General features: G+C 70.3%; 18 protein-coding genes. 13 read left to right on the top strand and 5 right to left on the bottom strand.

All coding sequences use genetic code 11. The annotated features are described in order from the left end of the window. The 7 genes from AC1DCG_RS21740 to AC1DCG_RS21710 all read left to right on the top strand — a co-directional run. Window positions 1-350 (top strand): energy transducer TonB (locus tag AC1DCG_RS21740; protein ID WP_477041665.1); only part of this gene is annotated, 350 nt, incomplete at its 5' end. A 136-nt stretch (window positions 351-486) separates the two neighbouring features. Continuing rightward, a complete protein-coding gene (locus AC1DCG_RS21735; RefSeq protein ID WP_477031145.1) occupies window positions 487-1,113 on the top strand; it encodes a DUF4129 domain-containing protein in 627 nt (208 codons plus the stop codon). A gap of 14 nt (window positions 1,114-1,127) precedes the next feature. Further along, window positions 1,128-2,339 (top strand): hypothetical protein, encoded by a 1,212-nt coding sequence (locus AC1DCG_RS21730; RefSeq protein ID WP_477041664.1) that lies wholly within the window; start codon window positions 1,128-1,130, stop codon window positions 2,337-2,339. Next, window positions 2,326-3,282 (top strand): AAA family ATPase, encoded by a 957-nt coding sequence (locus tag AC1DCG_RS21725; protein ID WP_165256338.1) that lies wholly within the window; start codon window positions 2,326-2,328, stop codon window positions 3,280-3,282. Before AC1DCG_RS21730 ends, AC1DCG_RS21725 begins: the two co-directional genes overlap by 14 nt. Next, entirely contained in the window at window positions 3,279-4,592 is a 1,314-nt protein-coding gene (locus AC1DCG_RS21720) for a DUF58 domain-containing protein (RefSeq protein WP_477031148.1), read from the top strand. The genes AC1DCG_RS21725 and AC1DCG_RS21720 overlap by 4 nt, the downstream gene beginning before the upstream one ends. Next, complete coding sequence (locus AC1DCG_RS21715; protein ID WP_477031149.1) at window positions 4,589-5,596, top strand: stage II sporulation protein M; 1,008 nt, start codon at window positions 4,589-4,591, stop codon at window positions 5,594-5,596. The genes AC1DCG_RS21720 and AC1DCG_RS21715 overlap by 4 nt, the downstream gene beginning before the upstream one ends. Then, window positions 5,593-6,477, top strand: a complete 885-nt coding sequence (locus AC1DCG_RS21710) for an RDD family protein (RefSeq protein ID WP_477031150.1) — start codon at window positions 5,593-5,595, stop codon at window positions 6,475-6,477. The genes AC1DCG_RS21715 and AC1DCG_RS21710 overlap by 4 nt, the downstream gene beginning before the upstream one ends. Window positions 6,478-6,495: 18 nt before the next feature. Here the strand turns inward: AC1DCG_RS21710 and AC1DCG_RS21705 are convergent, their stop codons facing one another. The 3 genes from AC1DCG_RS21705 to AC1DCG_RS21695 are packed head-to-tail and all read right to left on the bottom strand — an operon-like array spanning window position 6,496 to window position 9,659. After that, window positions 6,496-7,947: an N-acyl-D-amino-acid deacylase family protein gene (locus AC1DCG_RS21705; RefSeq protein WP_477031151.1), complete on the bottom strand. Its 1,452-nt coding sequence runs from the start codon at window positions 7,945-7,947 to the stop codon at window positions 6,496-6,498. Between the two features lie 33 nt (window positions 7,948-7,980). After that, window positions 7,981-9,264 carry a type III PLP-dependent enzyme domain-containing protein gene (locus tag AC1DCG_RS21700; RefSeq protein WP_477031152.1) on the bottom strand — a complete coding sequence of 428 codons (1,284 nt, stop codon included), beginning with the start codon at window positions 9,262-9,264 and terminating at the stop codon, window positions 7,981-7,983. 5 nt (window positions 9,265-9,269) lie between these two features. Then, window positions 9,270-9,659 (bottom strand): RidA family protein, encoded by a 390-nt coding sequence (locus AC1DCG_RS21695; protein ID WP_058347523.1) that lies wholly within the window; start codon window positions 9,657-9,659, stop codon window positions 9,270-9,272. A gap of 183 nt (window positions 9,660-9,842) precedes the next feature. Between AC1DCG_RS21695 and AC1DCG_RS21690 the strand changes: the two genes are divergently transcribed. The 5 genes from AC1DCG_RS21690 to AC1DCG_RS21670 all read left to right on the top strand — a co-directional run bounded on the left by AC1DCG_RS21690 (window position 9,843) and on the right by AC1DCG_RS21670 (window position 18,757). Then, on the top strand, window positions 9,843-10,781 hold the full coding sequence (locus AC1DCG_RS21690; protein WP_165256324.1) for a MurR/RpiR family transcriptional regulator: 939 nt from the start codon (window positions 9,843-9,845) through the stop codon (window positions 10,779-10,781). 559 nt (window positions 10,782-11,340) lie between these two features. Next, the gene (locus AC1DCG_RS21685) at window positions 11,341-14,262 is read left to right on the top strand and encodes a TonB-dependent receptor domain-containing protein (protein WP_477036835.1); all 2,922 of its coding nucleotides are present in this window, start codon (window positions 11,341-11,343) and stop codon (window positions 14,260-14,262) included. 223 nt (window positions 14,263-14,485) lie between these two features. Further along, a complete protein-coding gene (locus AC1DCG_RS21680) occupies window positions 14,486-15,814 on the top strand; it encodes a GntP family permease (protein ID WP_477031154.1) in 1,329 nt (442 codons plus the stop codon). Then, window positions 15,804-16,433, top strand: a complete 630-nt coding sequence (locus AC1DCG_RS21675) for a DUF1349 domain-containing protein (RefSeq protein ID WP_477031155.1) — start codon at window positions 15,804-15,806, stop codon at window positions 16,431-16,433. Before AC1DCG_RS21680 ends, AC1DCG_RS21675 begins: the two co-directional genes overlap by 11 nt. Before the next feature lie 23 nt (window positions 16,434-16,456). After that, window positions 16,457-18,757 carry a beta-N-acetylhexosaminidase gene (locus tag AC1DCG_RS21670; RefSeq protein ID WP_477036837.1) on the top strand — a complete coding sequence of 767 codons (2,301 nt, stop codon included), beginning with the start codon at window positions 16,457-16,459 and terminating at the stop codon, window positions 18,755-18,757. Window positions 18,758-19,086: 329 nt separating this feature from the next. Here AC1DCG_RS21670 and AC1DCG_RS21665 read toward each other — a convergent pair whose 3' ends face one another. Together AC1DCG_RS21665 and AC1DCG_RS21660 are read right to left on the bottom strand one after the other, a co-directional pair. Next, a complete protein-coding gene (locus AC1DCG_RS21665) occupies window positions 19,087-21,132 on the bottom strand; it encodes a TonB-dependent receptor domain-containing protein (protein ID WP_477031157.1) in 2,046 nt (681 codons plus the stop codon). A gap of 100 nt (window positions 21,133-21,232) precedes the next feature. Next, window positions 21,233-21,907 carry a GntR family transcriptional regulator gene (locus tag AC1DCG_RS21660; protein WP_477031158.1) on the bottom strand — a complete coding sequence of 225 codons (675 nt, stop codon included), beginning with the start codon at window positions 21,905-21,907 and terminating at the stop codon, window positions 21,233-21,235. Window positions 21,908-22,051: 144 nt separating this feature from the next. Here AC1DCG_RS21660 and ribD point away from each other — a divergent pair. After that, a partial coding sequence (gene ribD / locus AC1DCG_RS21655) for a bifunctional diaminohydroxyphosphoribosylaminopyrimidine deaminase/5-amino-6-(5-phosphoribosylamino)uracil reductase RibD (protein ID WP_477041663.1) occupies window positions 22,052-22,749 on the top strand: 698 nt, incomplete at its 3' end.

Genomic DNA, 22,749 nt, shown 5'->3' with positions numbered 1-22,749 from the left:
TCGCCGCGCCGCCCGCGCCCGTCGTCGCCGCGCCGCGCACCTCGGCTGCTTCCGCGCGCGACGCGGCGGTCAGCTGGCGCGGCCTGATCCTCGGAAGGCTCAAGGCTTACCGGCGCTATCCCCGTCGCGCGCAGAGCGCCGGGCAGGAGGGCGTCGTCCACGTCGCCTTCACCGTCGACCGCGCCGGCCGGGTGCTGGCCGCCAGGATCGCCAAGGGCTCGGGCTATCCGCTGCTCGACGAGGAGGCCCTGGCCACCGTGCGCCGCGCCTCGCCGATGCCGCCGCCGCCAGAAGACGTGCCGGGCGACCCGGTCGAGGTGCTGGCGCCGATCGAGTTCTTCGTCGGATGAGCTTCGTGCGTCGGTCAAAGCATCGATTGTCACCGGTTACGGCTAGCCAAGCCGGCGCCACGCTGTAGAGTTGAGTCGAGTGTTCGCGGCTGGGCAGGGGCCCGGCAGCGAGGGGGCGAATGCGGGTTTCCGGGGCGTGACAGTTTCGAAAGGGGCGTCGGACGACGCGGTCGTCGCGGCGCACGCGCGGCTGGCGCAGGACGCCGGGTTCCAGTTCGACCGGGCGGTGTTCACGCCGCCCAAGGTTCCCGAGTGGCTGCGCTACGTCGGCAAGTTCTTCGAGTTCATCGCGCCTTACCTCAAGTGGGTGTTCTGGGGCGCGCTGGCGCTGCTGGCGGCGCTGATCGTCTACGCCATCGTTCGCGAACTCCTGCGCATCTGGGCCCCGGCGCCGCGGGCCATCAAGCCGCTGGTGGTGGCCGAGGCCGGCTGGCGGCCCGACGCCGCCGACGCCCGCGACCTGCTGGCCGCCGCCGACGAGCTGGCCGCCAAGGGCCTGTTCGTCGAAGCCGCCCACCTGATCCTGCTGCGCAGCGTCCAGGACATCGAAAAGCGCCGTCCCCGCGCGGTGAAGATCTCGCTGACGGCGCGCGAGATCGCTCAGTTGCCGGCCATTCCTGAGGGCGCCCGCCCGGCCTTCGTGGGCATCGCGCGCCTGGTCGAGCGCGGCCTGTTCGGCGGCCGCCCGGTCGGCGCGGCCGACTTCGCCGAATGCCGCGCGGCCTACGAGGCCTTCGCCCTGCCGGAAGGCTGGCGCGGATGAGCGCGTCTCAGTCCATGGGCAAGTCTCCCGGCATGTTCTCGCCGATGACCATGCTGGTGCTGGTTCTCGTCGGCGTCATCTCGTTCACGGGCCTGGCGGTGCTGTCGGCCTACGCGCCTGAACTGCGCAAGGGCGACAACGGCGGCGAGCACGCCCTGTCGCGCTCGTCGGTGGGTTTCGGCGCCGTCTCGCGCCTGCTCAGCCTGATGGGCGAGCCTGTCCTGACCAGCCGTGGCGACCTGCCGGCCTCGGCCGAGGAGGGCCTGCTGGTCCTGACGCCGTCGACGGGCATGTCGCCCGCGCCGCTCGAGCGCAACGACCACATCGGCCCGACGCTGATCGTGCTGCCCAAATGGGTGGTCGGCGGGCATCCCAAGCGTCGGGGGTGGGTCACGATCCTCGGCGACAACGACTTCCGCGAGACCCTGTCTGTCCTGCCCGTGCCGTTGCGCAAGGACCTCAAGCTGAACCAGGGCAAGGGCAAGCGCACGGTGCGCCTGCGCCGGCCCAGCGGCGAGGCCTTCGGCGCGCCGGTGCAGATCGACCAGCCCCGCAGCCTGTCGGGGCCGGGCTGGACGCCGGTGCTGGTCGACGAGGGCGGCGCGACCGTGCTGGCCATGCACGCCGACAGCTGGACCTACGTGCTGGCCGATCCGGACTACCTGAACACCCAGGGCCTGAAGACCGCCGACGGCGCGCGCACGGCCGTGGCCATGCTGAACCTGATCCGCGACGAAGACGCCCCCGTGGTCTTCGACGTCACCCTGCACGGCTTCAAGCGCACGCGCAGCCTGATGCGCCTGATCTTGGAACCGCCGCTGGTCGGCGCGACCCTGGTGGCCGCGGCCCTGGCCCTGCTGGCCGGCGCCCAGGCCTTCGCGCGCTTTGGCCCGCCGCTGCGCTCGCGCCGGGCGGTCGCTCTGGGCAAGGCGGCGCTGGCCGACAACACCGCCGGCCTCGTGCGACTTGCCGRCCGCGAGCACCGCATGGCGCGGCTCTACGCCCGCCTGATCCAGGCCTCGGCCGCCCGCGCCATCGGCGCGCCGCGCGGCCTGGACGGCCAGGATCTCGTCGATTTTCTCGATCGCGTCAGCCGCACCGTCGGCGCGACCAACACCTATTCGGCCCTGGCCGATCGGGCGCTGACGGCGACGCCGTCCGACCTGATGGCCGTGGCGCGCGATCTCCATACTTGGAAGCAGGAGCTCATCCGTGGACGTCAGTGAAGTCGGGGCGCTCGCCGCGCGGATCCGCTCGGAGATCGGCAAGGCCGTCGTGGGCCAGGACGACGCCGTCAACCTGCTGCTGACGGCGTTGTTCGCCGGCGGCCACGTGCTGCTGGAAGGCCCGCCCGGCACCGCCAAGACCCTGCTGGCCCAGAGCTTCGCCCGCACCGTCGCGCTCGACTACGGCCGCATCCAGTTCACGCCCGACCTGATGCCCGGCGACGTGATCGGGGCCAACCTGTTCAACTTCCAGACCTCGACCTTCAGCCTGACGCGCGGTCCGGTGTTCTGCGAGCTGCTGCTGGCCGACGAGATCAACCGCACGCCGCCCAAGACCCAGGCCGCGCTGCTGGAAGCCATGCAGGAGCGCCACGTCACCATCGACGGCAAGTCGCATCCGCTCAGCCCGCGCTTCACCGTGGTCGCCACCCAGAACCCGATCGAGCAGCAGGGCACCTATCCGCTGCCGGAAGCCCAGCTCGACCGCTTCCTGTTCAAGCACGTGCTCGACTATCCCAGCGCCCAGCAGGAGCGGGCGATCATCGTCGGCCACGGCTCGCGCACCGGCCAGATGGATCCCAAGAGCTTCGGCGTCGAGGCCGTGGCCGAGCGCGCCGCCATCGACGCGGCCATCGACACGGTGGCCAAGGTCCGCCTGACCGACGAGGTCGTCGGCTACATCGTCGACCTGGTGCGGGCCACCCGCGAGTCCACCGACATCGAGACCGGCGCCAGCCCGCGCGCCGGCGCCATGCTGGCCGTCGCCTCGCGGGCCCGCGCGGCGCTGGACGGCCGCGATTACGTGATCCCCGACGACGTCAAGTCGCTGGCCGCGCCGGCCCTGCGCCACCGCCTGATCCTCTCGGCCGCCGCCGAGATCGAGGGCCGCAAGGTCGACCACGTGCTTTCGGGCCTGGTCGAGCGGGTGGCGGCCCCCCGGTGATCTATCCCACGCGCCGCGCCGTCGTCGCCCTCGCCGCCGGGGTTCCCGGCGCGCTGGTCGTCGGCGTGCTCGCGCCGGCCGGGTGGCTGGCCGGACCGATCTGGATCGGGGTCATGCTGCTGGCCATGGCCGCCGACGCGCTGTCGGGCGGCTCGCGTTCGCGCCTGGTCCTCGACGAGCCCGAGCGGCCGTTCCTGTCGGTGGCCCGCACGGCGCCCATCGCCTTCGTCACGCGCTTCGGCAAGGGGCCGGTCCCGGGCCGCGCCGAGGCCGCCCTCGACGCCGACGAGCGCCTGGGCCTGCAGCCTCGCTTCGCCCGGGCGCAGGTCGAGCAGCGCGCCGCCGTCTTCGACTTCTCCCTGACGCCCGAGCGGCGCGGGGAGGGGCGGCTGCATCGCCTGTGGGTGCGCTGGACCGGGCCGCTGGGCCTGGTCTGGAAGCAGCAGACCTTCACCCTCGAGATCGATGCGCCGACGGGAACCGACCTGCAGGGCGTGCGCGAGGAAGCCGTGCGGATGCTGGCCCGCGACGCCATGATCGGCAGCAAGACCCAGGTCGATCGCGGCGAGGGCTCGGAGTTCGAGGCCCTGAAGGAGTTCCAGACCGGCATGGATCCGCGGGCCATCGACTGGAAGCAGTCGGCGCGGCACCTGCACCTGCTGGCCAAGGAGTTCCGCACCGAGCGCAACCACCACGTCGTCCTGGCCATCGACGGCGGCCGGGCCATGTGCGAGCCGGTCGGCGGCGCGCCCAAGGTCGACCGGGCCATCAACGCCGGCCTGCTTCTGGCCTATGCCTGCCTGCGCTCGGGCGACCGGGCGGGTTTCTACGCCTTCGACTCCGCGCCGCGCCTACTCACCGGCGTGGTCAGCGGCCTGGACGCCTTCCGCCAACTGCAGCACGCCGCCGGCCGCATCGACTATTCGACCGAGGAGACCAACTACACCCTGGCCCTCAACACGCTGGCGGCCAAGCTGCGCCGGCGCTCGCTGGTAGTGGTGTTCACCGACTTCACCGATCCCACCGCCGCCGAGCTGATGATCGAGGCCTGCACCCACCTGCTCCGCCGGCACCTGGTGCTGTTCGTGGTCATGCAGGACGAGGAGCTGGAAGCCATGACGGCCGCCGAGCCGTTCGAGCCGGCCGACATCTCCCGCGCCGTCGTCTCGGCCGGCCTTCTGCGCGAGCGTGAGGCCGTGGTCGCCCGTCTGCGACGCCTGGGCGCCCACATCGTCGAGGCCCCGGCCGCGCGCATCGGTCCGGCGCTGATCAACGCCTATGTCGACCTCAAGCGGAAGGATCTCCTGTGATCGACGTCAAGGTCGACGGCCGCCTGAAGAGCCAGCGCTTCCGCCAGGAGCGCGAGGCCGACTGGAAGCGCCTGGAACGGCTGATGGAGAAGGTCGAGAAGGGTTCGATGGCCAGCCTTTCCGAAGAGGAGATCCTGGCCGCTCCGGTGCTCTATCGTTCGGCCCTGTCGTCGCTGTCGGTGGCCCGCACCACCTCGCTCGACCGGGGCATGATCGACTATCTGGAGATGCTCTGCGCCCGGGCCTACTTCTTCGTCTACGGCTCGCGCGAGACCCTTCGCGGCCAGCTGGCGGAGTTCTTCGCCGGCGGCTGGCCGGCGGCCGTGCGGAGCCTGTGGCGCGAGACCCTGGTCAGCGTGGCGCTTCTGGTGATCGGGGCGCTGGTCGGGGCCTGGCTCTTCGGCCAGGACGCCGAGTGGTACTACGCCTTCATGCCCAAGGAGATGACCGGCGGACGTGATCCGGCGGCCACCACCGAGATGCTCCGCTCGACCCTGGACGGCAGCAAGAGCAGCAGCGGCCTGTCGATGTTCGCCACCTTCCTGTTCACCCACAACGCCCAGGTGGCGCTGCTGGCCTTCGCGCTGGGCTTCGCGCTCTGCGTCCCCACCGCCATGCTGGTGATCTACAACGGCGTGATGCTGGGCGTGTTCTTCTCGCTGTTCGCCAGCCGGGGTCTCGGCGTCGAGGCCGGGGGCTGGCTGGCGATCCACGGCGTGACCGAGCTCTTCGCTGTCTGCCTGGCCGGCGCTGCGGGCCTCAAGATCGGCTGGTCGGTGGCGTTCCCGGGCGAGCGCAGCCGCCTGGACGCGGCCGCCGAGGCCGGCCGCTTGGCCGCGACCGTCATGGGCGGGGTCGTGGTCATGCTGTTCTTCGCCGGCCTGCTGGAGGGCTTCGGCCGCCAGCTGATCACCTTCACGCCCGCCCGCTACGGCGTGGCGGCGGCCACGGCCCTGGTCTGGGGGCTCTACTTCTACGGCCCGCGCCGGAGGGCCAAGGCATGAGCGACGCCGCCACGCTGAAGCTGACCCGGCCCTTCGTCACGCCCGAGGGCGTGGACCTGCGGCTGCAGCTGGCCGACGCCAGCCAGCGGGCCGGCGCCTTCCTGCTGGACGCGGCGATCATGTTCGCCGTGCTGACCGTCGCCTCGATCCTGATCGCCATCCTCGGCATCGGGGCCCTGGCCGCGGCGGGCCTGAAGGGCGGCGAGGTGATCGCCGTGCTGTGGCTGCTGGGTTTCTTCCTGCTGCGCAACTTCTACTTCGTCGGCTTCGAGCTCAGCGCCGCGGCCGCCACGCCGGGCAAGCGGGTCATGGGCATCCGCGTCGCCGCGCGCGACGGCGGCCGGCTGCGGCCCGGCGCGATCTTCGCCCGCAACGCCATGCGCGAGCTCGAGGTCTTCATCCCGATCAGCATGCTGTTCGCCCCGACCATGGGCGAGGGCGGGATCGAAGGATGGATGTACCTGCTGGGGATCACCTGGGCGGCGGTCTTCGTGCTGTTCCCGCTGTTCAACAAGGACCGTCTGCGGGCCGGCGACCTGATCGGCGGCACCTGGGTCGTCCGCGCGCCCAAGCGCAAGCTGATGCGCGACATGGCCGACGAGGGGGCCGAGCGCCTGCAGCGCTACGCCTTCACCCTGGAGCAGATCGACGCCTACGGCGCCAAGGAGCTGCACGTGCTGGAAGACGTACTGCGCCAGCGCGACCGCAAGACCATGCGCGCGGTGGCCGACCGCATCGCCGGCAAGGTGGGCTGGACCCGCCTGCCCGAGGAGGACGACTACGACTTCCTCAGCGCCTACTACGCGGCCCTGCGCAAGCGGCTCGAGGCGCGCCTGCTGATGGGCGTGCGGCGGCGCGACAAGCACGACACCGCGCGCTGAGGCGAAAGGCTGGGGTGATCAGGCGGCCGAGCGCAGGAAGCGGCCGGCGCGCTCGCCCACGACGTCGCCGTCGCTCCAGGCCAGGGCGCCGTTGACGAAGACGTGCTCAACCCCTCTGGCCGGGCGCGTGGGGGCCTCGTAGGTGGCCTGGTCGATGATCGTCTCGGCGTCGAAGACCGTCAGGTCGGCCTTCATGCCCACGGCCACCCGGCCGCGTCCCGCCAGGCGGAAGGTGTCGGCGGCCAGGCCCGTCATCTTGTGCACCGCCGCTTCCAGGCTGATCAGCTTCTCGTCGCGGGCGTAGTGGCCCAGCACGCGCGGGAAGGCGCCCCACAGGCGCGGATGCGGACGCTTGTCGTGCGGCAGGCCGTCCGAGCCGACCATGCAGCACGGATGGGCCAGGATCGAGCGCATGTCGGCCTCGGCCATCTGGAAGTAGCTGGCGCCGCCGGGCATCAGCCGCTCGGCCGCCTGCGGCTGCGGCAGGCCCCATTCGGCGGCGATCGCCGCCAGGGTGCGGCCGGCCATCTCCGGATGCGGCTCGGACCAGTTGACCAGGATCTCGACCTCGCCGTCGGCCAGGTCGGGCCGGATGATCGTCGAGCCGGCCGTGTAGGGATAGCAGTCCAGGTGCAGCGGCTGGCTCTGGCGGGTCTGGTCGATCAGGCCCAGGGTCTCGGCCGCGCGGCCCCAGTTGCGCACCCCGGCGCACTTGTGGTGCGACAGGATCAGCGGCGCGCCGCTGGGCGCGGCCACGGCGAAGGCCTCCTTCAGGGCTTCGATGATGCCTTCGCGCTCGTCTCGGATGTGGGCGGTATAGACGCCGCCGGCCTGCGCGACGGTGCGCGCCAGGGCCTGCAGCTCTTCCATGTCGGCCGCCCAGGCCGGGGCGTAGAACACCCCCGAGCTCATGCCCAGCGCGCCCTCCGACAGGGCGTCGCGCAGCAGGGCGTCCATCGCCTCGCGCTCGGCCGCCGTGGCGGGGCGCTCCAGGTCGTCCATGCACAGCACGCGCAGGGTCGAATGCCCGACCAGCGCGGCCACGTTGATGCGCGGGCAGGCCGCCTCGATGGCGCGGCGATAGTCGGCGAAGGCGGCGTAGGCGAAGTCCTCGCGCGCGCCCAGCAGGTTGAACGGCTCGGCCACGGCCTCGTCGAAGCGCAGCATCGGCGCCGAGATCCCGCAGTTCCCGGCGATCACCGTCGTCACGCCCTGGCTGATCTTGGGCAGCATGTCGGGCTGGGTGATGCAGACGAGGTCGTCGTGGGTGTGCACGTCGATGAAGCCGGGCGCCACCACCAGGCCCGAGACGTCGATCGCCCGGGCTGCGCCCACCGGCAGGGACGGGCCGACGGCGACGATCATGTCGCCGGCCAGGGCGACGTCGGCGACGAACGCCGGGCCGCCGCTACCGTCGATGACCGTGCCGCCCTTGAGGACGATGTCGGCGGCGGGGAGGGCGCTTGCCATGTCGTGGGTCGGGCTGCTCAAGGGACGGGTCACTCAGAAAAAGGTCTTTAGGCCGCCCAGCACGCCGTAGGCCTCGTCGACCTCCAGCAGCACCGACCACTTGTCGAAGGTCGTGCAGGGGTGGGAGATCTCGAAGCCCAGAAGGTCGCCGACGGCCAGGTCGGCGTCGGGGGCGATCGTGAGGAAGCCGTGCTGGTCGGCCAGCTTGGCGGTGACGATCCCGTCGACGGCCTGCGCGGCGTCGTGCAGGCCAGGACGGAACCAGCGGCGGGCCGTCGGCAGATGGATGTCGAACGAGACGTCGCGCTTGCCCATCATGACGATGGCCATGTCCGGCTGCGGACGCGAGATCACCCGGGTCCAGACCTCCAGCGCAGGCCGCAGGCGCGGCGGGGCGCCGACGGCTTCGCGGGCGTCCATGCGGCTCAGCAGCTCGCGATAGAAGCCGCTGTCGTGGGTGACGTAGCAGCCGCTGCGCAGCACGATCTCCGCGCCCGGCGCCTCRCCGGCCAGGGCCCGGGCCACCAGGTCGTAATAGGCCGAGCCGCCGGCGGTCAGCACCACCTCGCCCGCCGCATAGAGGCTTTCGGCGCGCAGGGCGTGGTGCAGGCCGATCAGGCCGTCGAGATAGGCGTCCACCTCGGTGGCGTCGCGCGCGGCGTGGTCGCTGAAGACCAGGCCCTCATAGCCCTCGACGCCGTGCAGTTCGACGCCGGGCAGGGCGTGGACCAGCCGGCCCAGCGCCAGGCCCTCGCTGGCCGAACGCACGCCGCAGCGGCCGTCGGCCATGCCCAGCTCGATCAGCAGCCGGGCGGGCGGCGCCTCGGGCGCGGCGGCGAAGATGTCGGAGATCGCCCGCACGCCGGCTTCGCCGTCGACCAGCACGTAGACCGGCCGGTCGGGCGCCTGCTTCGTCAGGTCGCGAAGGCATTCGATCTCGGCGCGGCCGACCAGCTGATTGGCCAGGATCAGGCGCGGGGCGCCGATCTGGTGGCACAGCTTCAGCTGGGTCATGGTCGCCGCCGTCAGGCCCCAGGCGCCGCCCTCGATCTGGCGCGCCAGCAGCTGCGGGCACATGGTGGTCTTGGCGTGGGGAGCCAGCTTGGCGCCCGCCGCGTCGACATAGGCCTGCATGACCGCCAGGTTGTTGTCGATCGCCGCGCGCCTTAGCACCGCGGCCGGCATCGGGATGTCGCCGCCGAGCAGCGACAGGCCGCGTTCGGCCAGGTCGCCAAGGGTGCGCACCGAGCCGTCCAGCGGGACGGCCTTGGTTCCGGGCGCGAGGACCAGCGTGTCGAGATCGGCGGGCGACATCATCGGCGTCAGGCCTGCGGAACCAGGGCGATGACCTCGATCTCGACCTTGCAATCGACCATCATCGGCGACTGCACGCAGGCGCGAGCGGGGAGGGCGTCGCCGAAATAGCTGTTGTAGACGCGGTTGAAGGCGTGGAAGTCGCGGGCGTCGTCCAGCCAGACATTGGCCTTGACCACGTCCTTCAGGGTGCAGCCGGCCTTGGCCAGGATGCCGACGATGTTCTCGATGACCTTGTGGGTCTGGGGCACGACGCCGCCGTCGACCAGCACGCCGTTCTCGTCCATCGGCACCTGGCCCGAGACGAAGACGAAGCCGTTGGCGACCGTGGCCTGGCAGAAGGGCAGGGCGTTGCCGCCGGTGCCCGTGGTGGCCGCGCCGATGCGTTGGATGGACACGAAATTCTCCTGACTCAAGGTCGAGTTCCGACCTTCAGGAGCCACGTCGGATGTAATCGTGTCAACGAAAATGTAGCAAAACTATCATTCCTGATGTTGGTGAGGGCTCGGCCTTGATTGCGGCGCGACATCGTTGTCGGTATCTGTCGTCGGGCGAGCGTTGTCTGGTGAAGGGATCGGGGGATGAGTCAGTCTGAAAGCGCCGTCGACGACGGCGACATCCTTCCGCGCATCGAGGCGATGATGGAGGCGATGACGCGCTCGGATCTCAAGATCGCCAAGCTGATCCTGAAGTCGCCGCACGAGTTCGTCCGCGCCAGCGTCAAGTCGGTCGCCACCGACCTGGGAGTCAGCGAGCCGACGGTCCTGCGTTTCTGCCGCACCGTCGGCTGCGAGGGCTTCAAGGACCTGAAGTTCCGCCTGATCCAGGAGTTGGCCCACGCCCAGGCGGTGACCGACCAGCGCGAGCGGGCGGCCCGTCCGGCGCCGGCGCGGCCCGAGCCGCATGTCGCCCTGGGGGCTGACGCCGCGGTCGGCGACCGCCTGTTCGACACCATCATCGACGCCCTGGGCCGCACGCGCGAGACCTTGAACGAAAAGGATTTGCAGGCAGCCGCCCTGGCCGTCGCCAAGGCTGCGCGCGTGGTGATCTACGGCATCGGCGGCAGCTCGGCCGCCCTGGCCAGCGAGATCCACAACCGCCTGTTCCGGCTGGACGTGCCGGCCATGGTGTTCACCGACGGCTACGCCCAGCGGATGTCGGCGGCGATCCTGTCGCCGGGCGACGTGGCGCTGTTCCTGTCGTCCACCGGCCGTCCGCGCGAACTGCAGGAAAGCATGGAGCTGGCCAAGCACTACAAGGCTGTCTGCATCGCCATCACCGACGCGGATTCGCCGCTGGGGCGCGACGCCGACATCTGCCTGCACGTGGGGCTGTCGCCGTCCGGCGTCGAGGAGTTCCAGCCCAACCCCATGCGCTTCGCCCAGCTGTTCGTCATCGACCGGCTGGCCTATGCCGTGGCCGCCTCGCTCGGCGAGCGGGCCCACCAGATGCTGCGCCGCGCGCGCGGCAGCGTGGCCTGGCTGCATGGAATCGCGCCGCAGCAGCCGATCGGCGACTGATCCTCTGGCGGCCTGTCGACGGCCTATCGGGGACATGGCAGGCGAGGGGGGAGCTCTCTTCTGGAGGCGTCGTCGTCCTATGCTTTGCGGGCGCGGCGTATCGCCTATGGCGGCGATCGGAATTTAATCCATATCTTGATAGCGGTCTCATGCGCTCCGCGTGTGTGGATGGGGCTGCTCGCGTCGCGTGGAAAGCGTATCTTTCATCGGTGCCGCATTTGTGGGCGCCTCTTTGTGCGCTGAAAACAAAGGGTATTTCTGGCTCTTGGGGTGGTCCCATAGGCAATCGTTTTATGATTGCTACATAAATGAATGTTTTGTGATTGACGTTATATAGGGCCTGTGACAATCCTTCCTGCGTCCTGAACAGGGCGGGAAATGAAGGCGTCGGCGCGGTTCGCAATAGTATCCGCGCATGAATGTCCCGAATTCGAAAACATAAAGAGCATCCCTGCGTGAGCAGGGAAGTAATAACACTTACCTGGAGTCGGGTTCAGCGAGCGCCAACAGTGCGCCCGGGCTCGCACTCCTCGAGCAAGGGGGCTGGAAGTTGTTGAAATTGAATCGCCGTACCTATGCCGGCACGGTCTCGGCTCTTGCGCTGCTGTCCTGGGGGGCTGTCGCGCACGCCGGAGGCCAAGCCGAGACCCAGGCCGCCGAGGCCGACGCCACGGTCTCCGAAGTCGTCGTCACCGGTTCGCGCATCGCCTCGCGCGGCTTCACCCAGCCGACGCCGACCACCACCGTCACCGCCGAGGACCTGGAAAAGGCCTCGCAGCCCAACGTCTTCCAGGCCATCGTCCAGATGCCGGCCCTGCAGGGCAGCACCGGCAAGACGGTCTTCGTCAACAGCACCAGCAGCGGCATGCAGGGCCTTAGCTCCTTCAGCCTGCGCGGCCTGGGGCCCATCCGCACCCTGACCCTGCTCGACGGCCAGCGCGTCACGCCCGCCAACATCAACGGCGTCTCCGACGTCAGCCAGTTCCCGCAGCTGCTGATCAAGCAGGTCGACGTGGTGACCGGCGGCGCCTCGGCCTCCTACGGCTCGGACGCCATCGGCGGCGTGGTCAACTTCGTCACCGACAAGACCTTCGAGGGCTTCAAGGCCCGTCTGGAAGGCGGCGAGAGCAAGTATCGCGACAACGACACCTTCGTGGCCCAGGCCGCGTTCGGCGACGCCTTCCTCGATGACCGCCTGCGCGTCACCGGCAGCGTCGAATACAGCCGCGAGGCCGGCGTCCTGGCCGGCGGCTTCGGCGAGCAGCAGGCCGGCGGTCGCGACTGGTACGAGACCCCCGCCATCCAGGTGCGTCCGCTGGCCTCGACCACCGACGGTCTGCCGCAGTACCGCGTCATCAAGGGCGCCCAGCAGATCCAGTACGCCAAGTACGGCCTGATCACGAACGGTCCGCTGCAGGGCATCGCGTTCGGTCCGGGCGGCGCGCCCTATCAGTTCCAGTACGGTTCGGGCGGCACGCCCAACGGCGCCGGCGGCGTCACCGGCTGCTTCGCTCCGTTCTGCGTCGGCGGCGACCTGTCGGGCGGCATCGGCGCTTCGCCGACCCTGGCCGCGCGCCTCAAGCGCAAGGTCGCCTACGGCCGCGTCAGCTACAAGTGGGGCGACGACGACGAGATCTACCTGACCACCAACTTCGCTCAGGTGAACTCGCTCAACCAGCCCAACGTCGGCGCCGAGCGCACCGGCCTGACCATCCAGTGCGAAAACCCGTTCGTGCCGGCCGCCATCCGTACGGCCTGCGTGAACAACAACATCACCAGCTTCCAGATGGGCACCAGCAACGGCGCCTTCGGTCCCATCGACGTCAACGTCAAGCGCGAGCAGGAACGCTTCGTGCTGGGCGCCAACGGCAGCCGCGAGCTGTTCGGCACGTCGTGGAGCTACGACGCCTACTACGCCTACGGCGTCAACCGCATCAGCATCGACGTCGACAACATCACCCTGACGCCGCGCTATAACGCCGCCATCGACGCCATCGCCGGCCCGAACGGCACGGTGATCTGCCGTGACCCGATCGCCCGCGCCAACGGCTGCGTGCCGCTGAACATCATCGGCAACGTGACCCAGGACCCGGCCGCCCTGGCCTATGTGATGCCCAAGAACGGGCCGCGCCAGCGCTCCAAGCAGAACGAGTCCGTCGCCGCGTTCAACGTCACCGGCGAGCCCTTCCAGTCGTGGGCCGGCCCGGTGGCCATCGCCGCCGGTCTGGAATGGCGCGAGGAGAAGTACCGCACCATCGGCGACCCCTACGGCGACGGCGCGACGGCCGACAACGGCTACACCGACGACTACAAGGCCGATCCGCTGCTGCGCACGGCGGGCAACAACTGGTACGCCGGCAACTATCACGGCGGCCACGGCTCCTACAGCGTCACCGAAGGCTATCTGGAAGCCAACGTGCCGGTGCTGCAGTCCGAAACCCTCGGCGAGGCCAACATCAACGGCGCGGTCCGCCAGACCAAGTACAGCACCTCGGGCAACGTCACAACGTGGAAGCTGGGCGGCGTCTGGAAGACTCCGGTCCAGGGCCTGCGCCTGCGGGCGGTGACCTCGCGCGACATCCGTGCGCCCAACCTGGGCGAGCTGTTCGCGCCGCCGGTGGTGACCAACGCCACCGTCCTCTATCGCGGCACGGCGGTGAACGTCCTTCAGGAGATCGTCGGCAACAGCAACCTGCGTCCCGAAAAGGCCCGCAACACCGAGATCGGCGTCGTCCTGGCTGAGCCGGCCTGGCTGCCGGGCTTCAGCTTCTCGGCCGACTACTTTGACATCAAGGTCGACGGCGCCATCAACTCGCTGGCCGCCCAGGACCTGGTCGACCTGTGCGTCGCCGGCAACCAGGAGATCTGCGGGGCGATGCTGCTGACCAGCACCCAGCCCAACACCAACTTCGTGCGGGTGCAGGCCTTCAACGTGGCCACCATGCGCACCAAGGGCGTCGACCTGGAAGCGATCTACCGCAAGAACCTGGAAGACTGGGGCCTGCCGGGCACGCTGTCGATCCGGGCCCTGGCCACCCACGTCATGAGCTTCAAGACCACCTCGGGCGTGCTCGGCACGATCCCGGTCGAGAGCGCCGGCGTGAACCTGTCCAACACCCCTGACTGGAAGGCCACCTTCAGCCAGACCTGGGCGCTCGACCGCTTCAGCCTGACCCTCTACCAGCGCTGGATCAGCGACGGCGTCTACAACAACGAATACATCGAGTGTCAGACCAACTGCCCGGTCTCGACCGTGCAGCGCCGGACCATCGACAACAACCACATGGAGGGGGCGACCTACGTCGACCTCGGCGGCACCTACGACGTCAACCAGAACGTCACCGCCTACTTCAAGATCGACAACATGTTCGACGAGGATCCCGTCGCCGCGCCGACCACCAACGTCAGCCCGGGCGTCAACCCCTACCTCTACGACACCATCGGCCGGATGTACCGCGCGGGCGTTCGCCTGCGGTTCTGACCGTTGTCCTCGGGCGCGCTTCTGCGAGCGCGCCCATCACCGGCCGCGAAGCCACTCCCTCCCCGGTAAGCGGCCGGGCCTCAGCCCCAAGGCGGATCCCCTGCCTTGTTCGGCTTTAGATTCCCCGGCGCCACAAAACCCCACGGCGCCGGGGAATCGCTCTTTCCTGGCGCCCGCGGAGCGAAACGTCGCCCGCCTCTACTAGGGTGGTGGTCTCGTCATGATGGTGCTCGCCGTTGTCGCGTTGATCGCGCTGCTGGTCGTGCTGATCGCCTGGGGCAAGGTCCCGCCGTTCCTGGCCTTCCTGGTCGTGGCGCTGGGCGGGGCTGTGCTGTTCGGCATGCCGCTGGCCCAGATCCCCAAGTCCCTGGAGAAGGGCGTCGGCGACATGCTCGGCGGCCTCGTCGCCATCATCTGCCTCGGCGCCATGTTCGGCCGCGCCATCGCCGACAGCGGCGCCGCCCAGAGCATCGCCCGCGCGCTGATCGGCGCCGTGGGCCTGCGCTTCATCCTGCTGGCCATGGCCATGACCGGCCTGATCGTCGGCATCCCGCTGTTCTACAGCGTCGGCTTCGTGGTCATGATCCCGCTGATCTTCTCGATCGCCAAGCGGGCCAACCTGCCGCCGGTCTATGTCGGCCTGCCGCTGCTGTCGGGCCTGTCGGTGGCCCACGGCTACCTGCCGCCGCACCCATCGCCCGCGGCCCTCGTCACCCTGTTCGGCGCCGACACGGGCCTGACCCTCGGCTACGGCCTGATCGTCGCCATCGCCGCCCTGATGGTCGGCGGCCCGCTGCTCACGCTCGTGCTCAAGCGCGTCAATCTGCTGCCGCTGGGCGGACCGCCCGCGGACTCGCCGTTCGCCGCCGAAGAGGCTTCCGACGCCAAGGCGCCGGGGCCGATCAACAGCTTCACGACCGCGCTGCTGCCCGTGGTGCTGATCGCCGCCACCACGGCGCTGCTGGTCGCCTTCAAGAACCCGTCGCCGACCCACGACCTGATCGGTTTCCTCGGCAACCCGGCCGTCGTGCTGACGCTGTGCCTGATCTACGCCACCTTCAGCCTGGGCGTGCTGCGCGGGATCGGCATTCCTCTGCAGATGCAGCGCTACGGCGATGCGCTGAAGGACGTGGCCTCGATCCTGCTGATCCTGGCCGGGGCGGGGGCCCTGAAGCAGGTGTTCGTCGACAGCGGCGTCAGCGCCACCCTCGGCGGCTGGCTCGGTTCGCTGCCGCTGCACCCGCTGGTGCTCGGCTGGCTGATCGCCGTCGTCATCCGCGTCGCCCTCGGCTCGGCCACCATCGCGGGCCTCACCGCCGCGGGCCTGATCCAGCCCCTGATGGCCACGACCGGCGTCGACCCGAACCTGATGGTCCTGGCCATCGGCGCCGGCAGCCTGATGTTCTCGCACGTCAACGACCCGGGCTTCTGGCTGTTCAAGGAGTATTTCGGCCTGACCCTGAAGGAGACCCTACTGTCCTGGACGGTGATGGAGAGCCTGGTCGGCATCGTCGGCCTGGTCTGCGTGCTGGGGCTCAGCCTTGTCGTCTGATCGCGCCCTCGACCGCCGAGCCTTCTTAGCGAGCGCGGCCGCTGCCGGTCTCGCCACGCCGGCTCTGGCCCGCGCCGCCGACGGCTGGTCGTGGCTGAACGCGCCGCAGACCTGGGCCTGGAAGGACGGGACCCTGGCCTGCGAGGCCGGCCCGGGGACCGACTTCTGGCGTCGCACAGCGGGCGGACCACTGATCGACAACGGCCACTTCTGGTTCCGCCGTCAGTCCGGCGACTTCGAGATGACCGCCGTCCTGGCCGGCGACTACGCCGCCGACGCCGACCAGACCGGCCTCATGCTGCGCCTGGCGCCCGACCTCTGGATGAAGACCGGCGTCGAGCGGCTGGGCGGACATCTGCACTCGGCCACCGTCTTTACCCGCGACTGGTCGGACGGCTCGTCGCTGGTGATCCCCGACGCGCCGGCCGTGCGGGTCAAGCTGCGCCGCTCGGGCCAGACCCTGTTCTGCGCCCACGCCGTGGGGGAGGGCGCCTTCGTCGACACCCGCCTTGGCCACCTGCCGATGGCGCAGACGGTGGACCTCGGCGTCATGGCCGCCTCGCCGGCCGGCAAGGGCTTTGCGGCCCGCATCTCGAACATAACGATCAAGAGCCTCTGAGAAGAGGCCGCTGGGAGCTGACCATGCCTTTCACCCTCCGACCCATCGCGGCCGCTGTCGCGCTCGCCGCCGTGCTGCCCGCGCCGGCCCTGGCCGCCCAGGCCTTCGCCGTCACCCCGGCACCGGCCAAGATCGCGCCGGCCAAGGGCGCGCTGGCCCTGCGCGCGGGCGACGCCGTCTGGATCGCGCCGGGCGACGCCGAGGCCCGCGGCGCGGCCCAGTGGCTGGTCGACACCCTGGCGGCCACGCGCGGCGTGCGCCTGGCGATCAAGGAAGGCGCCCCCACGGGCGCCGGCGGCGTGGTGCTGTCGCGCGACGGTCCGGAAGGCGAGGCCTACGCTCTGGACGTCTCGCCCCAGCGCGCGCAGATCCGCGCCAAGGACAAGGCCGGCCTGTTCTACGGCGCGGTGTCGTTGTGGCAGCTGGCTGGTCAGGACAAGGCCGGCGCGCCGGTCCGGGTCCAGGCCGTGAGCATCGAGGACGCCCCGCGCTTCTCCTGGCGCGGCCTGATGCTGGACAGCACCCGCCACTACCAGAGCCTGCCGACGATCAAGCGGATCATCGACGGCATGGCCAGCCTCAAGCTCAACACGCTGCACTGGCACCTGACCGACGACCAGGGCTGGCGGCTGGAGATCAAGAAGTACCCCAACCTGACCGACCATGGCGCCTGGCGGCGTCCGGCCGGGGCGGCGGGCTACAAGGCCTCCGGCGAGGAAGTGCGATACGGCGGCTTCTACACCCAGGACCAGGCGCGCGAGATCGTCGCCTACGCGGCCGCCCGCAACATCGTCGTCGTGCCCGAGATCGAGATGCCCGGCCACGCCCAGGCGGCGATCTCCAGCTATCCGCAGCTGGGCACGCGCCCGGCCGCCGAGCGCGTCATGGCCGACTGGGGCGTCTATCCCGACATCTTCAACGTCGACGATGCGACCTTCGCCTTCCTGGAGGACGTGCTCGACGAGGTGATGGCGATCTTCCCGTCGGAGTACATCCACGTCGGCGGCGACGAGGCGCTGAAGGCCCAGTGGGAGGCCAGCCCCAAGATCCAGGCCCGCATGAAGGAACTGGGCCTGGCCGACGAGCACGCCCTGCAGAGCTACTTCATCCAGCGCATCGAAAAGCACCTCAACGCCAAGGGCCGCCGCTTGGTCGGCTGGGACGAGATCCTCGAAGGGGGTCTCGCGCCCAACGCCACGGTCATGTCCTGGCGGGGGCTGGAAGGCGCCGTGGCCGCCGCCAAGCAGGGCCACGACACGGTGCTGGCCCCGGGACCGGTGCTCTATTTCGACCATCGCCAGAGCACCTCGCCCGACGAGCCGCCCGGCCGCGGCAAGCTCTCGACGCTGAAGAGCGTCTACGCCTTCAATGCCGAGCCGTCCGAGCTGACGCCCGAGCAGCACAAGCATGTGCTGGGCATGCAGGCCACGATGTTCAGCGAGCACATCCGCACCGACGAGCGGGCCGTGACCATGCTGTTCCCGCGCTTGGCGGCCCTGGCCGAAAACGCCTGGACCCCGCGTGACAAGCAGGGCTGGGCGGGCTTCGAGGATCGCCTGCCGGCGACGCTCGGCCGCCTGTCGGACCTGGGCCTGGCCTACGACGCCGTGCCGTTCGAACCGCAGGCCGCTTTCGACTGGCCCAAGGGCGGCGAGATCGGCGCCAGCCTCGACACCGGCCTGCAGGTCGGCGAGGTGCGCTACACCACCGACGGTTCGGAGCCGACGGCGGCCTCGCCGCGCTACGCCGGGCCGCTGAAGCTGTCGGCCGGCGCGCAACTGAAGGCCCGCACCTTCCAGGGCAAGCATCCGCTGGGCCGCGTGCGGGCCTGGAACGTCACGGCCGACACCGCCCTGACGCGCCGTTCGCACCAGCTGACGCGCTGCACCGAGGGTCTGATCCTCAATCTCGAGGATGACGGCGCGAACGAGAAGGGCGAGCGCGCGACCTTCCTGCTCGACATCCTCAACCCGTGCTGGATCTGGAAGGACGCCGACCTCTCGGCCGGCGCCAAGCTGACCGTCACCGTCGGCCAGCTGCCCTACAACTTCCAGCTGGGCAACAAGCTGGAGCCGCTGCCGGTGCGTCCGCCTTCGCGGCCCGAGGGCGAGCTTGAGGTGCGCTTCGGCTGCAAGGGTCCGCGCCTGGCCACCGTGCCGCTGACGCAGGCCGCCAAGAACTCGGCCCTGACCGAGATCGTCATCGACGCCCCGCCGCGCGGCAAGGGCGACATCTGCTTCACCTTCGCCAGCAAGGCCATCGAGCCGATGTGGGCCGTGCACAGCGTGCGGATCACGCCGGGCGTCGTGGCCAAGGCGGATTAAGGGGGGCGCGGTAATCCGCGGCCCCTAGGGGGCGGACTCAATTGTCAGGATCTGAAGGGCTAATATTTTCAAGAGCTTATAATATTGTCATCCCGACCGTACGCCCGCGAAAGCGGGCGGGAGCGCCGGGATCTCCCACCGTTCAGACCCCGCCGACGTAGGAGGTCCCGGCTCTACGGACCGCTGACGCGCTCCTACGGCCGGGATGACAAGCGTTTCCAGTTTCCAATTGAGTACGGCCCCTAGCTCGTCATCCCGGGCGAGGGCCGGGATGACGAGCGCCTGGGCGGCGCTGGGAGGGGGCCGTGGCGCCGCCTTTCGGGCGTGTCCTAGAACAGCGCCCGCAGACCCATCACCACGTTGCGCCCGCGCAGCGGGGCGGCGGTGGCGACGAACGAGGCGTGGTTCAGCGCACGCTCGTCCAGGAGGTTCGTACCGCGCAGGAACACCTGGCCGATCACTGGGCCCATGGGCAGGTCGTAGGCCACCGTGGCGTTGACCATGTTGTAGCCCGGCGTTTGGCTTTCGAAGGCGGCCGTGCGGTCCTGGTCGAAGGCCCGCACGTACTCGACATTGCCGCTCCAGGCGCCGTCCTTCAGGTCGCTGCGCGCGCCCAGTCGGCCGGCCGGAACGCGCGGCAGGTCGCCGCCGTCCTTCAGCCTGGCCCGCACGTAGTCGCCGAACGCCGTCACCGACAGCCAGGGCTTCAGCTTCTGGGTCACCTGGCCCTCGACGCCGGTGAAGCGGGCGTCGTCCTGGCTGTAGCGCACCAGGCGGAAGTCCTCGTAGCGGTCCAGGGTGTCGGCATAGATGTAGCCGTCATACTCATAGCGATAGACGCTGGCCGAGAAGGTCGTCGCGCCCTGCGTCTTGCGCAGCGCCAGTTCCGCCGAGGCGGCGGTTTCGACGTCCAGGTCGGCCGAACCGATCTCGTAGGTGTTGGTCGCCAGGTGCACCCCGCGGGCATAGAGCTCCTGGGCGCTGGGCGCGCGCTGCGAGCGGGCCACCGACAGCGAGGCAGCATAGCCCGGCGTGAAGGTCCAGCTGGCCGCCGCCGAGGCCGAGAACGGCTTGTGGTCGGCGTCCACGCGGCCCTCGGCGCTGGCTTCCTGCCACTCCTGGCGCAGGGCCCCTTCGAACCGCCAGTCGCCGGCCACATACTCCTCGACCACGAACAGGGCCCGGGTCTGCGTCCGGCTTTTCGGAATGAAGGCCTCTTCGCCGACGGCCGAGAAATCGCTCTTGCCCACCTGCACGCCGACCACGCCGCGCACCCCGCCGATCGGCGCGTGCTGAACCTCGACCCGGGCGTCGTAGCCCTTGTTGCCGAAGGTGGTGGCGATCGCGCCGTCCTCGATCTCGTGGTGGCGATAGTCGGTGTAGCCGCCGCGCAGGCGGATGCGCTCGACGCCGGCGAACGGGTCGTTGATCTCGCCGCGCACGTCGACGCGCTTGCTCAGCAGGTCGACGACCGGCGCGCCGTGCTCTTCGCCCTCATGGTCGTGATCGTGGTCGTCCTCGTCCGCATGGTCGTCATGGCCGCCGCAGTGCAGGGTCGCGCCGTGCGGATGGCACGACTCGTACTCGTGGCTGTGGCCCGGCAGGCCGTACTTGCTGTCCTGCTGGGTGTAGGCCGCGCCGAGATAGCCGCGCGAGCCGATCCACGACAGGCCAAGGGTCGCCGTCGAGGTGCGGTTGAAGGTGCCGGGAACCGTCGAGCTGTCGAAATCGGGAACCTCGTAGTCGTCGGTCTTGCGGCCGGCCGCCTCGATGCGCACGGCGAACTGGCCGACGCCGGCCGTCAGGCCCAGCACGCCGGCCCGCTCGTTGTCGCCCGAGCCGAAGCGCACTTCGGCCACGCCGTCGCCGCCCAGCGGCGGGATCTGCGTCGGGATCTTGCGGTCGATCAGGTTGACCGCGCCGCCGATCGCGCCGCCGCCGTAGAGCAGGGCGCTGGGGCCGCGCAGGATCTCCACGCCCTCAAGCAGCAGCGGTTCGCCGGAAACGGCGTGGTCGGGCGACACCTCCGAGGCGTCCATCAGGGCCGCGCCCTCGCTCAGCACCTTCACCCGCGGCGCGGTCTGGCCGCGGATCACCGGCCGGCTGGCGCCGCCGCCGAAGGTGTCGGAATTGACGCCCGGCAGGCCGTTCAGCGTCTCGCCCAAAGTCGCCTGGCGGCGCTGCACGAATTCCTCTCCGGTCAGCACCGCGACGCTGGAGATCACGTCCTTGCCCGACCGGCCCAGCGGGTCGGCGGTCACCACCACGCCCTCGACGTCGGTCCCGCCCGGTCCCGATTGCGCCGCCAGCGCCCAGGTCGGAGCGGCGAGGGCGGTAAGGCTGCCGGCGGCGAGAAGGATGCTTCGAAGTTGCATGGGACGCTGACCTCATCTGAAAACGATCGCAGGTCAACTATGTTATAACGTAACAATACGCAACCCGAAGTCGGCCCATTTTCGCCCATCATGGGTGATGTCAGGCGCGTTGGGCGCTGGGCGGCTCGCCGATCAGCTGGGCGCAGATGGCTTCGGCGGCGGCTGGATCGCGGTCGACGATGGCCTGAGCGAGGGCCCGGTGCAGCACCACGTCGGCCATCTGCTCCTCCGGCGTCTGCTTCTCCATCTGCCAGATCCAGAACCGCGTCGCGACGTTCTGCAGGGCGATGACGAAGCGGGCCAGGGTGGGGTTCTGGGCGGCGAAGGCCACGGCCCGGTGAAAGGCGTGGTCCATGGCCAGCATGGCCCGGAAGTCGCCGGCCTCGATCGCCGCCTCCGCCCCTTCGAAGGCGGCGGTGATGGCCACCAGGTCCGCCGGGCGCCGGTTGCGGGCGGCCAGCGCCGCCGTGCGCCCCTCCAGCATCCGCCGCACCTCGAAGGCGTGCTCGATCTCGGTGACGTCCATCGGCGCGACGATGGTGCCCACGCGCGGCCGGCGCACGACCAGCCCCTCGATGGCCAGCCGCCCCAGCGCCTCGCGCACCCCGGCCACCCCGCCGGCGTAGCGGGCGGCGAGGGCCTTTTCCTCCAGCACCCGCATCGGCGGCAGCTCGCCCAGGATGATGTCCTGCAGGATCAGCTCGTACAGCCGCGCCTTCTGCAGTCCAGGCGCCCAGTCGCCATGGGGTTCGACGCTGTTCAGGGGGCCCTTCATGGCCGTCTCGATGGCTGCGCGCGCATGCTCACGCTCGTAGGCGCAAAACGCGCCGCCGTCATTTCCCATGGCCTCTAACATGTAAGAGTTTCGAAAAGCGACCAACGCTTGGCGAGGGTGAGAAGCGCGCCCTAACTGCTTGGCATGACGGCTCTTTCGCCTCCACCACCGGCCATCGCCCAGGCCTTCCGCCTGGCCCTAGACGCCGCCTGCGCCCTGGCCGGCGCCACCGCGCCGAACCCGCCCGTGGGCTGCGCCGTGTTGGCCGCCGACGGTTCCGTCCTGGCGGTGGAGGCCCACCAGGGCGCTGGCCTGCCGCACGCCGAGGCCGCCGCCCTGGCCGCCTGCCGCGACCGCTGGGATGCGGTCCACACCCTGGTCGTCACCCTGGAGCCCTGCAACCACCATGGCCGCACGCCGCCGTGCAGTCAGGCGATCCTGGCCAGCCCCGCGCGCGCCGTCTGGATCGGCGCCCGTGATCCCAACCCCGCCGTCGCCGGCGGCGGGGCGCTGCGTCTGTCCGCCGCCGGCCTGGACGTCGCCTTCGTCGCCGGTCCCCTGGCCGCCGAGAGCGCCCGCCTGATCGCCMCCTTCGCCATGCGCGCCACGCAAGGCCGTCCGTGGCTGACCCTCAAGCAGGCCTTCACCGCCGATGGTTCGATGATCCCGCCGTCGGGCGCGAAGACCTTCACCTCGGAGGCTTCTCTGGATCTCGCCCACGCCCTGCGCCGCCGCGCCGACGCGGTGATCACCGGCTCGGGCACGATCCTGGCCGACGCCCCGCTGCTGACCGTCCGCCGCGTGGCCGACCCCCGCCGCGCGCCGCGCCGCCTGGCCATCCT

Source organism: Caulobacter sp. 10L414 (assembly GCF_056395525.1).
The sequence above is the reverse complement of the archived record's forward strand: the minus strand, read 5'-3'. Positions and strand labels throughout refer to the sequence as shown.